A 13,234-nucleotide genomic window follows, 5' to 3' on the forward strand; every position below is an offset into this window, starting at 1 on the left:
TAGTCAGACACAAAAAAACCCAATATATCAAAACCACTAATCCACACATCGTTGTTAAAATGTGATAAATTAGGTAAAATCAATTAGTTGGGTGCTCAAATATAAAGCGATTATTACATCTGTAGATTACCTTTTTGAACTATTAGTTATGCTACTTATTATCATCGACAAACTACACAATATCTAACATTTTAGACAAAATGTCTTAACGAAAGTAGCTAAATAATTAGGTTTTTCAAAAATGAGTCCGCTTTCGCGAAAGCGCACAATTCCAACCTAAATATTAGCAAAATAGCTATCTAAATAGCTTTAAAATTCACCTCTTTTTCTTTAACACTATATAGTATCTTTACATTCTAAAATATTAGTGAATTCTATGAGTTTTAAAAAAGAAATAGCCCGTCGCCGAACGTTTGGAATTGTATCTCACCCAGATGCAGGAAAGACAACACTTACTGAAAAATTACTCCTTTTTGGTGGAGCAATTCAAGAAGCTGGGGCTGTAAAATCTAATAAAATTAAAAAAGGAGCGACGAGTGACTTTATGGAAATAGAACGCCAGCGTGGTATTTCTGTAGCCACTTCTGTTCTTGCTTTTGAATATAATGGGATTAAAATAAACATCCTTGATACTCCTGGTCACAAGGATTTTGCCGAAGATACGTTTAGAACATTAACTGCTGTAGATAGTGTTATCGTGGTAGTAGATGTTGCAAAAGGCGTGGAGCCACAGACAGAAAAACTCGTGGAAGTATGTAGAATGCGCAACATCCCAATGATTGTTTTTGTAAACAAACTGGATCGTGAGGGTAAAGACGCTTTTGAATTACTAGATGAAATTGAAGAAAAATTACACCTATCTGTTACTCCTTTAAGTTTCCCTATTGGTATGGGATATGACTTTAAAGGAATTTACAACCTTTGGGAGAAAAATGTTAACCTCTTTAGTGGAGATAGTAGAAAAAATATCGAGGAAACTATCAAAATCTCAAACCTTCAAGATGAAGTACTTGATAAGCTCGTAGGCCCTAAAGCTGCCGATAATCTTAGAGAAGAGATAGAGCTAGTACAAGGAGTGTATCCAGCTTTTAATCAGCAGGATTATCTTGATGGAAAGCAACAACCTGTATTTTTTGGTTCTGCTTTAAATAATTTTGGAGTAAGAGAATTATTAGATTGTTTTGTAAAAATAGCTCCACCACCACGTCCAAAAAAGAGTGAAGAACGTCTAGTACAACCTGACGAAAAAGACTTTTCTGGTTTTGTATTTAAGATTCACGCAAACATGGATCCTAAGCACAGAGACAGGCTTGCATTCATAAAAATAGTCTCTGGTGTTTTTGAGCGTAACAAGCCATATTTACACGTAAGACACAAAAAAAACCTTAAGTTTTCTAGTCCTAACGCATTTTTTGCAGAGCGCAAGGAGATTGTAGATATCTCATATCCAGGTGATATTGTGGGACTACACGATACAGGTAACTTTAAAATAGGTGACACACTTACTTCTGGTGAAGAGCTTCATTACAAAGGAATACCTGCGTTCTCTCCTGAGCACTTTAGGTATATCAATAATGCAGACCCAATGAAGTCTAAACAGCTTGCAAAAGGTATTGACCAACTTATGGATGAAGGAGTGGCACAATTATTCACGCTAGAGCTTAACGGTCGTAAAGTAATAGGTACGGTGGGAGCATTACAATATGAAGTAATACAATACCGTCTTGAGCATGAATATGGAGCTAAGTGTACCTACGAACCTTTGAGTGTATCAAAAGCTTGCTGGGTAGATCCTGAAGATCCAAAAAGCGAAGAGTTCAAAGAATTCTTACGAGTAAAGCAACGTTTTATGGCAAAAGACAAAAGAGGCCAACTCGTTTTTCTAGCAGATTCTCCTTTTACATTACAGATGACGCAACAGAAGTATCCATCTGTAAAAATGCACTATGTAAGTGAATTTAAAGACTAAGGGTTTTAAAACTGGATTTTTAGCGAAAACTAATTTAAAGACGTTTAAGAGCATCTTTCAACAGAAGACAATTAGTTGCATCGCAAAATTCGAATAATGGCTTAAAACAAGTTTATTTTTGCCCAATAACAATTAATTAAACTTATAGTAAATAAATTTTGTATAGACATTACAAATACTCATAATTTCTAGTAGAGTATAGTTATTTTAAAAAAAGGTGTATTCATTTTAATGAGCACACCTTTTTAGGTTTCTTAAACGAAATTTATATGTTAATGCTTAATCAAATAATTACCTACAGCACATGACAGGCATTTATTGAGATCACAGTAGTTGGCTTTTAATTCTAATAACGCTTGGGTTTCTTGAGCATTCTTTGCTCGATCTCTTATGCTGTTATATTTTTTGATAATACTATTGCTTTCGGGTTTGATGGCGTGCATCATAGACAGCAACACCTCACTCTCATCTTTCCCTAGGTATTGATTATAAGAAAATCGTAGTGGTATAATTGCATTTATGATGATAATATCTATAAATGAAGACGATAGCTTCTTAGCACGTTTTTTCTGGTCTTTCCCAAAAGAATAGTGTGTATCCCAATACGGAGAAGCTTTAACATCAAGCAGGGCGTATAACTCAGCGATAGTACATGCAGACATCAGTTTTTGGAACAAATTCAGGTGTTTATGATAGAGCTGCGCCACTTGTGACAGTCGTATTGTTGGAAAATTATCTGGCCTTAGTTTATAAAATTGTACCGGCAATAAACCATCGCTAACTATCTGAAATTTATGAGAAATAAACTCAAACTCTCCTTGTAATTGCATCGGGTATGAGTCTATGGTGTTTTCTGGTAATAACCCGCCCATGCCTAATAATAATGCTTCTAGCCTAAAGGGTTCTTGAGCGCATTTACGCACGATGGAAAAGTCAAGTTTTTCGGCGATGGACTGAAAGGCATTTGCATTTACTTTAGTGCCAAAACTCCGCATTAGCAACACAAAAAGCGCCGCTTCCCAGTCACCGTTTACCTTATTAAGAATAGGTGTGATGTGCTCCGTTTTTCGCGTTAAGCGTTCAAAATAGAGAAGTTCCAGCCAGTTGCTTTGTATCATCTCTGGCACCTCTCTTATGCTATTCTCACAATTAATCCATTGTTGTGACTGATTATTAAAGAGCTCCTTATAATTATGCAATGATTTTTCAGCAACTAGATTTTTGAGGACTAAGGTTGGGATGGCAGTGTTGTCTTTTCTGTAAATCTCTACGTCATGCTCCCACACTACATGTAGAATCACATTGTCATAAGCAGCATCTATCTCATGATTATGCGCATACCAATCTGAAGATTTTAAGTGTATTTCTACGTTTCCAGCCCACTTTTGATCACCTATCACAAGTGTAGTATTAAAAAAGTCTGGCCCGGCTAGATGATTATGTTGTCCTACGTTGATTAATGTAATGGGTAATCCTGTGGTTGTTTCTGCTTTCGCGAAAGCGTACTTCTTAAATTTCCATAAGTAATGTAAAAAGTCTTCTTGCATATAAGCTTATTTCTCAAAGCTAAAATACATCTTTCTGATTACTAACAAAATACGCTGCTTACAAATGAAAATAACATTACAATAGCGCACAAAAAAACGCGAGACTACGTCCCGCGTTTTTTTGTGAAAAGTACTATTTAATTACATCGCATTAATAATATCATGCTTTGTAATAATATGATGTTTACCCTCTCCTAGATCTACTAAGACGGCATTATTCTCTTTTGAGATAAGCTTTGACACCTCTGCTACGGTTGCATTTTTCTGCACAATAGGATATGCTGCTCCCATTACCTCCTTGATAGGTAAATCTGCCACCTCGTTGTTCTCCATATATGCTCTAAAAAGGTCACCCTCATCTACAGAACCTACAATACCTGTCACATCTTCTACAGGGATTTGTGAGATTTTATAATCACGCATGCGTTCTATAGCGTGTGACACAAGCTCCTCTGTCTTTACAGTCACAAGTGGTTTATCTATATGATTCTGGATTAAATCGCTTGCTACTTTATATTCTTGGTCTAAGAAACCACGCTCACGCATCCAGTCGTCATTAAACATCTTACCTACGTAACGGCTTCCATGATCGTGGAAGAGTACTACAACGACATCATCTGGACCAAATTTTCCTTCCTCATTGAGTTGTAACAACCCCTTAATTGCAGATCCAGCCGAATTTCCTAAGAACATCCCTTCCTCTTTGGCAAGGCGTCTTGTGTATACTGCAGCATCCTTATCTGTCACCTTTGTAAATCCATCGATGATGCTAAAGTTTACATTAAGTGGTAATATATCTTCCCCTATTCCCTCAGTGATGTATGGGTAAATCTCATTCTCGTCAAAAATACCTGTCTCTTTATATTTTTTAAATACAGATCCATACGTATCAATTCCCCATACTTTTACATTTGGGTTTTTCATTTTAAGATAGCTTCCTACCCCAGAGATGGTACCTCCTGTTCCTACTCCTACCACAAAGTGCGTTACCTTTCCATCTGTTTGATCCCAGATTTCTGGTCCTGTACTATTAAAGTGTGCCTTACAGTTAGAAGGATTATCATACTGGTTTACGTACCAGCTATTTGGTGTTTCTTCGGCAAGTCTTTTTGATGTAGAGTAATAAGATCTTGGATCATCTGGCTCTACGTTTGTAGGACACACTACCACCTCACTACCTACGGCACGCAAGATATCCATTTTCTCTTTAGACTGCTTGTCTGATATTACACAGATCATTTTATACCCTTTAATAATAGCAGCAAGGGCAAGACCCATTCCCGTATTACCAGAGGTACCTTCTATAATAGTCCCTCCAGGTTTAAGAATCCCTGCAGCCTCTGCATCTTCTACCATCTGTAATGCCATACGGTCTTTTACAGAATTTCCAGGATTAAAAGTTTCATATTTTGCTAGCACAAGACAAGGAAGGTCTTTTACAAGTGCGTTCATTTTTACCATAGGAGTGTCCCCTATCGTTCCTAATATATTTTCAGCGTATTTCATAATCTTCTTTTGTGGGTGCAAAGATACTTTTTACAAGACAGATGCGAGAATGCCTTTACAGATTATTGGCAATGCGGTTTTTTACGCTTTCGCGAAAGCTGTCTCCCATTTACTTTAAGAAGCATAACTGCATTATTATTTATCTACTATTAAAACTTGGGAGATTAGAGAACTACAGCGCATTAAATCAACGAAATTATAATCTACCAAATTTTATAAAAATTGTTCATTTTTTTCATCGCTAAAAAAAACGTGTGTATTCCTCTCAATCGTACCTCACTCGTCGGATACAAGAAAAAGCTAGGCTTAATCAAACTTTACTAAAAATTTCCCTCGCTTAAGCACAAATTAAAAGCATCATCTTATTAAATAAATATTTTCTTTATCGATATGAACTTATAGTTTAAACCATATACTCAGCTGTAGCTAATTTGCTTGACCTCAAGCTCACATCATTTTTGTGCATTCCTCTCATTCGTACCTCACTCGTCGGATGCAAGAAACTTGCTTAGGCCAATTAAAATGATGAATCGAATTTTAAAAAAATAGTTTTATTAGACACATAGCTATAGCGTAGGGTTAACAAATTCACTAATAATTATACCACGCTGTACTACTTCAATACTGTAATCCACACTACAGCTGTGTCTTGATTTATATCTAGTCTATATTTTAAATTATTCCTTACTTTTGGGTAATCGCATACAAACACACATGGAAACCAATAGCTCACCTTTTACTAGAGAAATGTTGCTTCCTCAAGAGGAATGTCTTGAGGTCGAAAAGAAACGAGGAGAGCTCTTTATTGGGATTCCGCGTGAGACACACTTTCAAGAACGCAGGGTGTGCTTAACGCCCGATGCTGTGGGAGCACTTACTGCAAATGGACACCGCGTGATGGTGGAGTCTAAAGCTGGAAAAGGCGCTCGCTACACAGATAAGGACTACTCAGAAAACGGCGCAGAAATCACGCAAGACACTGCCAAAGTGTTTTCTTGCCCTATGATTCTTAAGGTAGAACCGCCTTCCCTAGAAGAAATAGAGATGATGAACCCGCAAACGGTGCTCATCTCTGCCTTACAGATCAAAACCCAGAAGAAACAATATTTTGAAAAACTCGCTAGCAAGCGCATCACTGCACTCGCTTTTGAATTTATAAAAGACGAGGACGGCACCTACCCTGCCGTGCGCACACTTTCTGAAATTGCAGGTACCGCAGCCGTACAAATGGCGGCAGAGATTATGTCTAGCCCAGAAACGGGCACAGGTATGCTGCTAGGCAACATAAGCGGCGTACCACCAGCAGAAATTGTGATTATAGGAGCAGGCACCGTAGGCGAGTTTGCCGCGCGATCTGCTATCGGACTAGGAGCAAATGTGAAGATTTTTGATAACTCTATCACAAAACTACGCTGCATACAGACTAATGTAGGTAGACCATTATATACCTCTACCCTTCAGCCTAAGAATCTTGTAAAAGCCCTCAAACGTTGTGACGTTGTGATAGGAGCTGTGCGAGGTGCAAACCGCGCACCGGTCATAGTGAGCGAGCGCATGGTAGAAGGGATGAAAAACGGCGCTGTCATTATAGATGTAAGTATCGATATGGGAGGTTGTTTTGAAACCTCAGAAGTTACTACGCATGATAAACCAACGTATAAAAAACATGGCGTAACTCACTATTGCGTACCTAATATTCCTGCAAGATTTGCCCGCACGGCATCTGTATCTCTCAGTAATATTTTTACTCCTTACCTACTTGACATTGCAGAGGAAGGTGGTATAGAAAATAAGCTACGCTACGACCGCGGATTAAAAAATGGATTGTATTTTTACCACGGTATTTTAACCAAAAAATCGGTAGCAGATTGGTTTGACCTTTCTTACCGAGACATCAACCTTTTGATCTTCTAGTAACGCAATGCACATTCTTAAACGTATAGGATATTACCTCGGTGGCTTTTCCATTGGGCTTATTTTACTTGCTTTCTTTTTTAGCGGTAAAAAAACCAGTTGTGCTTACTTCCCGCAAGAGCGTGTGCTTAAAAACCTGCGTGTAAAACCTTACAAGCTCACCCCAGAAGCAACACAGTCACTTGCCGCTATGCAACTAGATACGGTCACTATAAACCGTTTATTAAAACTAGGGGATGTAGATTTTGGAGAGAGTGTACCTCGCCGCGAGCCATGTGGTTATTTTGTAATCACAGGACAAGACGAAGCAGGAAACGATCTCATGATGGAACTAGATAACTGTAAAGAAGCAGTGAGCATCAAGTCCCTTACCAAAATAACCAACTAGTTTCTTCATTACGCTTTCGCGAAAATGTGATATCACACAACCAAGTCTCGTGGTAGATTATTACGACCTATTACAAATCCTTTAATAGTTGTTTACAAACGTGTACAATTGAAAAACATGCGTTTATACGCTGAAAATCGAGATTGCTAGGATTAAGTAAAAACATTCGTTTATACACCTAGTATGGGTATGATATATGACTAATATGTAATAACTTGCGTTTATACAAACGTGGACGGCTGATTGCCAAAGGACATGTTTTTCATCTCAAGATAAGCCACATCCCAGGCAGTAGTATGCTTGGAAATTCCCGCCATCGTATGGCTCCACTTCAAAATCAGAACACCTCAAAAGTCGTTGAAATATCGAAGGGTTGAGTATGAATCGAATCAGGAGGAAATCCGCTAGGATTTTAAAGCTCCCACCCTACCAATCAGCCGTCCACAGGCCACTACTCAAAAATGTCTAGAGAATACATCTAAAGCATAGAAAGAGCGAAACGTTGTTGCAACCAGCCACAACTACAGCATAAAGCGAATGAGACATTTTTGAAAGCTCCACGCGCGGCGACAGAACCACAAATAACTGTATATTTAGACAATCAATTAATAAACAAATAAATACAGGCTATCCAGCAAAATGCCGCACTCGCTTTATGCAGTGGCCTGTTGTGTGCAATTTAAGAGAAATCGTAATAAATTAAAAATGAGAAATGAATAAAACACTTAGAATTACAGGAAACTTAGCCGCTCTATTAGGTATATTAGTTTTCCTATATCCTTTTATTGAACTTGAGAATTTTGAGACTACTTTAACCCAAAAAATATTTATTTCTCTAAGCGTTCTAATTTGTTCAATCTATTTTTTTATCGAATTATTCTCTGGCCCAAAAAAATATAAGACTGAAAAGGAAATTAATGATTATATGGGAAGTTGGATAAAGAAAAGAGGTCGAATTGTAATCTTCACAAGAGATATGAGTTGGGTTGATAATCCTACAATGAAGAATCAACTTATTAAAAAAGCACAATCAAATGACTTAATTATTTGTCAGCCTAAGATTAATGAACTTTCAACCTTATTAAAAAATGAAGGTGCAGAAATATACACTTATGAAAATTTAAATTTCATACCGAAATCTAGGTTCACTTTTATTAATTATTCAACTAATAGTTCTAAGGTAGCTATTGGAAGAAAAGATGATAATCATAATCACATTATTACAGAATTTACAACAAAAGATACAATCGAATATTATTTAGCTGAAGATTTAGTTAATATTATAAAGTCCTTAAATTAGAATGAATACAACTGACGAATGGAACAATATTGCAAAAGAAAGGTTATTAGACCGTATTGCAGGAAATGATATAAGCTATAACACGGTTCTTCTACCTATTATAATTAACAACATCAAATCTAACATTAAACATATTTCATCAATTCTAGATTTTGGATGTGGTACTGGAGAACTTACTTATGAAATTTCAAAACTTAATATCCATACAACAGGTCTTGATATAAGTAAATACTCTATTGAATTAGCTAAAAAATATTTTAAAAATAACTTTTTAAACTTTATTGACAAATCTATAGATAAAGCTGAATTTGAAAAGCCTTTTGATTTAATTGTTGCTAATATGTCGTTAATGGACACTGAGAATATATTAGTGAATTTTACTGAAATTTGTAAAAACCTGAGAATTGGTGGAAAAATTTTAATTACCATTACCCATCCTAGTTTTTGGCCTATATACTGGGATTATGCTAATGAATCCGATTTTAATTATTTAAAAGAACAAAAAATAACGAAAACTTATAAAACAACGAACACAACATTTTCAGGTTTTAAAACAACTCATTTTCATAGACCAATAAATTTTTACTTAAATTTATTTTCACAAAACAATATGAAAGTAAATGATATGCAAGAATTAAAAAGTCCAATTGATAAAATGTGGTATCCTCGTTTTATGTTTTTTGAGTTAGAGAAATAAAAAACTGCACACAACACCGTATATAATTTATTGCTGGCTTCTCGCCTACTTACGAAAGTCCTCGCGGACTTTCTTGGTCGGTAATTATTTACTAAATTAGTTGCTTAAACCACGCAACAAACCATATACAAACACGTGGCGGCTGATTGCCAAAGGACATGTTTTTCATCTCAAGATAAGCCACATCCAAGGCAGTAGCATACTTGCAAATTCCCGCCGTCGTATGGCTCCACTTCAAAATCAGAATACATCTAAAGTCGTTGAAATATCGAAGAGTTGGGTATAGATCAAGTTAGAGTAAATCCGCTAGGATTTTAAAGCTCCCACCCTACCAATCAGCCGCCACAGGCCACTACTCAAAAATGCCTAGGGCTTGCATCTAAATTATAGAAAGCTCGAGACGTGGTTGCAACCAGCCACAACTATTACATAACGCGAATACGACATTTTTGAAAGCTCTATGCGCGGCGCACAACTCCAAAATTCATTGTATATTTAGATCAAACAAACAAGACCACAAACTAAAGCAAATCAGCAAAATGCCGCACTCGCTTTATGCAGTGGCCTGTTAGGCCTCATTAAAACCAATCATATTGCTAATAAACAATTCCATATTCAAAAAGTTGGCAAATCAAGTTTTAGAAAACAGCTTAATTAAAGAAGATATAAGAGCATATTGCTTTGACCAAACTGAAAAAGCTTTTAAAAGCTGGGAATCTGACAAACCAAATCAAGCAACAAAAGAAATTGACAAAGCCATTCAATTCTTACCTGATGTTTCTTTCCTTTTGATTATGAAAGCATTGTTTTATTGTTCGGCTAAAAAGACGGAGGAATCAAATTCAATAATTAAATCATTAAACGAAAACGAACTCTCTGAATTAGAATTGAACTTGACTCACTATATTTTAAGCTGTAATTATTTTCACAAAAAAAAGTTTTATGAATCCATTTGGTTTGCTGACGAAATAATTAAAAGAGATAAAAATGCATACTATGCGTATTTCCCTAAAGCAATTTCTCACCAAGAATTAAATGAGCATAATTTAGCAATTAAAAACTTCAAAATTGCATTGAAAGAAAAACTGCAGATTAATGAAATTAAAGCTTGTTTGGCCTTTAGTTACTTAAAAAAGAAAAAAAATATAAAAGCCTTAATCCTTCATTTAAAAGTCAAAAGTTATTTTAAGGATAACTTTCGAGTTAATCATCATATCGGAATGAATTTCTTAATGATAAACTCTCTGAACAAAGCTCTTAAGTATGTCAATAAATCAATTGAGTTAAAATATAATTTCGCGGAAGCATATAGAACTAGAGGGTTGATTTACTTAACGAAAGGAAATAGAATAAAGGCAAAAGAGGATATGGATACAGCTAGAAAATATGGTGCGATTGATATAGACAAAACGATTAACAGATTTAAGTTGAACGAAAAATAACGAGGCCTAACACCGTGTATAATTCATTGCTAGTTTTAGCCTACTTACGAAAGTCCTCGCGGACTTTCTATCTGTGATTTATTTGCTAACTTTAGTGCTTAAACACGCAACGAAATCATACACTAGACCGTGGCGGCTGATTGCCAAAGGACATGTTTTTCATCTCAAGATAAGCCACATCCAAGGCAGTAGCATACTTGCAAATTCCCGCCGTCGTATGGCTCCACTTCAAAATCAGAATACATCTAAAGTCGTTGAAATATCGAAGAGTTGGGTATAGATCAAGTTAGAGTAAATCCGCTAGGATTTTAAAGCTCCCACCCTACCAATCAGCCGCCACAGGCCACTACTCAAAAATGCCTAGGGCTTGCATCTAAATTATAGAAAGCTCGAGACGTGGTTGCAACCAGCCACAACTATTACATAACGCGAATACGACATTTTTGAAAGCTCTATGCGCGGCGCACAACTCCAAAATTCATTGTATATTTAGATCAAACAAACAAGACCACAAACTAAAGCAAATCAGCAAAATGCCGCACTCGCTTTATGCAGTGGCCTGTTGTACACAATTTACGAAATCAATCATAAATGAATAAAAATCAAGGAAATAGAGTTTTAGGAGCAATATTAATTCCTGAAAAAGAAATTGAACGTTATCATAACGAACTTGGTTTTTTCAAAATAAAATTCTCTAAAGAAACTATAAAAGAATACAAAGATGATTTTGATAAAAAACTGAATATTCCTTTAACAAAAAGCCATAGTGAGGAATCGTTTAAAAGTTATAAATTATCTAATTCTTTTCTAATTTCTGAAAACAATAAGAGTTCAATCCCTGAATCTTATAAAAATTACCCAATTGGAACTTGGTTGGTCGAATACACATTCAATGACGAAGAGGAATTTTTGAATTTGATTTCTTCCGACTTAAAAGGATTTAGTATCGAATTAGAATATTCTATTACAGATGAAAATGGAAAAACTTATCATCTGAAAGATAACTTTGAGAGGATGAATAAATTATCTGAATTACTCTCAATAAATATTTTCATACGTGGAGGAAGTACTGGTGGAGCTGGTAGAAATGAACACGGAGAAGCACATTTTGAAATTCATAAAAAAAATAGTCTTAAGAATATTGGCAAAATATTTATGCCAAAATTAAGTCATTGGAACGAACTGAATTTTAAAGAAAAACTATCCATTATAACAATTGAAAAAGGCGAAGATTTACCTAAAAGAGAAAAAAAAGCATTTGTCAAATGGTTGGAAAAAAATGAAAATGAAAACCTTAAACGTTGCTTCAATGAATGGAACAGAATAAATAAGGACAATAATCAAGCTATACTAATATAAAAAAACTGTGTACAACACCGTATAAACTTTATTGCTGTATTTTGCTTATTTTGGAAAATTCTCGCACACTTTTAATTTGGTAAATATTTATTAACTTTACGCTAAATCAACGCAACAAAACTTTATACATCCACGTGGCGGCTGATTGCCAAAGGACATGTTTTTCATCTCAAGATAAGCCACATCCAAGGCAGTAGCATACTTGCAAATTCCCGCCGTCGTATGGCTCCACTTCAAAATCAGAATACATCTAAAGTCGTTGAAATATCGAAGAGTTGGGTATAGATCAAGTTAGAGTAAATCCGCTAGGATTTTAAAGCTCCCACCCTACCAATCAGCCGCCACAGGCCACTACTCAAAAATGCCTAGGGCTTGCATCTAAATTATAGAAAGCTCGAGACGTGGTTGCAACCAGCCACAACTATTACATAACGCGAATACGACATTTTTGAAAGCTCTATGCGCGGCGAAGGAACCACAAATAACTGTATATTTAGACAATCAATTAATAAACAAATAAATACAGGCTACCCAGCAATCCCGATAGCTATCGGGAGCCGCACTCGCTTTATGCAGTGGCCTGTTGGCAAAAAGCTAAAATATTTCACCGTTAAAAATTAAATTAACTAGTTGGAACGGTAGCACAAACTTCACTCTATTTCCAATTTTCTAACTTATAGTCTTCAATTTTTTTATTAATAAAACCCTCTTTATTGTTTTTTATAATTTGAAGTGTTTCACCAGAATATAATTCTGGATAAAACTCTCTAACGTGCTTATCGCTCCAAAGAGATAATTCTGCTATTATTGGCATTAGGTCTACACCTTTTTCAGTTAAAGCATAAATATTGGTTTTCTTATTATCTGGCAGTTTATCTTTTGTGATAATCTTAAACTCTTCAAGCATTTTTAATCTTGAAGACAATATGTTAGTAGCAATAGCTTCTTCACTCTCAATAAAATCTTTAAATGTTTTTTTTCCTTCAGTCAGCATTTGTTTAACAATAACCAAAGCCCATTTATCGCCAATAACATCGAGAGCAACAGTTATAGGGCAATTACATCTGAATTTATGTTCCATTATACCTAATGTATTAATAATTGATTGCAAA

At 35.6% G+C, this 13,234-nt stretch carries 10 protein-coding genes; 7 read left to right on the top strand and 3 right to left on the bottom strand.

Translation table 11 applies throughout. The features are described 5' to 3' along the window. Positions 1–376 precede the first annotated feature (376 nt). A complete protein-coding gene (locus ACJJVU_RS11830) occupies positions 377–1,969 on the top strand; it encodes a peptide chain release factor 3 (protein WP_298325510.1) in 1,593 nt (530 codons plus the stop codon). A gap of 272 nt (positions 1,970–2,241) precedes the next feature. On the opposite strand, the gene ACJJVU_RS11835 is transcribed toward ACJJVU_RS11830, so the two are convergent. Together ACJJVU_RS11835 and ACJJVU_RS11840 are read right to left on the bottom strand one after the other, a co-directional pair. After that, entirely contained in the window at positions 2,242–3,516 is a 1,275-nt protein-coding gene (locus ACJJVU_RS11835) for a DUF2851 family protein (protein WP_405225675.1), read from the bottom strand. Positions 3,517–3,657: 141 nt separating this feature from the next. Then, complete coding sequence (locus tag ACJJVU_RS11840; RefSeq protein ID WP_405225678.1) at positions 3,658–5,022, bottom strand: pyridoxal-phosphate dependent enzyme; 1,365 nt, start codon at positions 5,020–5,022, stop codon at positions 3,658–3,660. Positions 5,023–5,736: 714 nt separating this feature from the next. On the opposite strand from ACJJVU_RS11840, the gene ACJJVU_RS11845 reads away from it, so the two are divergent. The 6 genes from ACJJVU_RS11845 (at position 5,737) to ACJJVU_RS11870 (ending at position 12,122) form a co-directional block, all read left to right on the top strand. Then, the gene (locus ACJJVU_RS11845) at positions 5,737–6,936 is read left to right on the top strand and encodes an alanine dehydrogenase (RefSeq protein ID WP_013749615.1); all 1,200 of its coding nucleotides are present in this window, start codon (positions 5,737–5,739) and stop codon (positions 6,934–6,936) included. Positions 6,937–6,943: 7 nt separating this feature from the next. Next, positions 6,944–7,324 carry a hypothetical protein gene (locus tag ACJJVU_RS11850; RefSeq protein ID WP_405225681.1) on the top strand — a complete coding sequence of 127 codons (381 nt, stop codon included), beginning with the start codon at positions 6,944–6,946 and terminating at the stop codon, positions 7,322–7,324. Between the two features lie 712 nt (positions 7,325–8,036). Then, positions 8,037–8,624, top strand: a complete 588-nt coding sequence (locus tag ACJJVU_RS11855) for a hypothetical protein (protein ID WP_405225684.1) — start codon at positions 8,037–8,039, stop codon at positions 8,622–8,624. Between the two features lies 1 nt (position 8,625). After that, entirely contained in the window at positions 8,626–9,321 is a 696-nt protein-coding gene (locus ACJJVU_RS11860; RefSeq protein WP_405225687.1) for a class I SAM-dependent methyltransferase, read from the top strand. 623 nt (positions 9,322–9,944) lie between these two features. Further along, the gene (locus ACJJVU_RS11865) at positions 9,945–10,763 is read left to right on the top strand and encodes a tetratricopeptide repeat protein (protein ID WP_405225690.1); all 819 of its coding nucleotides are present in this window, start codon (positions 9,945–9,947) and stop codon (positions 10,761–10,763) included. A gap of 591 nt (positions 10,764–11,354) precedes the next feature. Beyond that, positions 11,355–12,122: a hypothetical protein gene (locus tag ACJJVU_RS11870; protein ID WP_405225693.1), complete on the top strand. Its 768-nt coding sequence runs from the start codon at positions 11,355–11,357 to the stop codon at positions 12,120–12,122. Between the two features lie 655 nt (positions 12,123–12,777). Here the strand turns inward: ACJJVU_RS11870 and ACJJVU_RS11875 are convergent. Next, on the bottom strand, positions 12,778–13,233 hold the full coding sequence (locus tag ACJJVU_RS11875; RefSeq protein ID WP_405225696.1) for a winged helix-turn-helix transcriptional regulator: 456 nt from the start codon (positions 13,231–13,233) through the stop codon (positions 12,778–12,780). Position 13,234 lies beyond the last annotated feature (1 nt).

The organism is Dokdonia sp. Asnod1-B02 (genome assembly GCF_045063955.1).
In the GTDB taxonomy this organism is placed as follows: Bacteria; Bacteroidota; Bacteroidia; order Flavobacteriales; family Flavobacteriaceae; genus Dokdonia.

What these genes read in the sequence shown, in the direction of transcription:
- ACJJVU_RS11830 (WP_298325510.1), top strand. Translation starts at nt 377, where the DNA reads ATGAGTTTTAAAAAAGAAATAGCCCGTCGCCGAACGTTTGGAATTGTA.
- ACJJVU_RS11870 (WP_405225693.1), top strand. Translation starts at nt 11,355, where the DNA reads ATGAATAAAAATCAAGGAAATAGAGTTTTAGGAGCAATATTAATTCCT.
- ACJJVU_RS11840 (WP_405225678.1), bottom strand. Translation starts at nt 5,022, where the DNA reads ATGAAATACGCTGAAAATATATTAGGAACGATAGGGGACACTCCTATG.
- ACJJVU_RS11835 (WP_405225675.1), bottom strand. Translation starts at nt 3,516, where the DNA reads ATGCAAGAAGACTTTTTACATTACTTATGGAAATTTAAGAAGTACGCT.
- ACJJVU_RS11845 (WP_013749615.1), top strand. Translation starts at nt 5,737, where the DNA reads ATGGAAACCAATAGCTCACCTTTTACTAGAGAAATGTTGCTTCCTCAA.
- ACJJVU_RS11860 (WP_405225687.1), top strand. Translation starts at nt 8,626, where the DNA reads ATGAATACAACTGACGAATGGAACAATATTGCAAAAGAAAGGTTATTA.
- ACJJVU_RS11850 (WP_405225681.1), top strand. Translation starts at nt 6,944, where the DNA reads ATGCACATTCTTAAACGTATAGGATATTACCTCGGTGGCTTTTCCATT.
- ACJJVU_RS11855 (WP_405225684.1), top strand. Translation starts at nt 8,037, where the DNA reads ATGAATAAAACACTTAGAATTACAGGAAACTTAGCCGCTCTATTAGGT.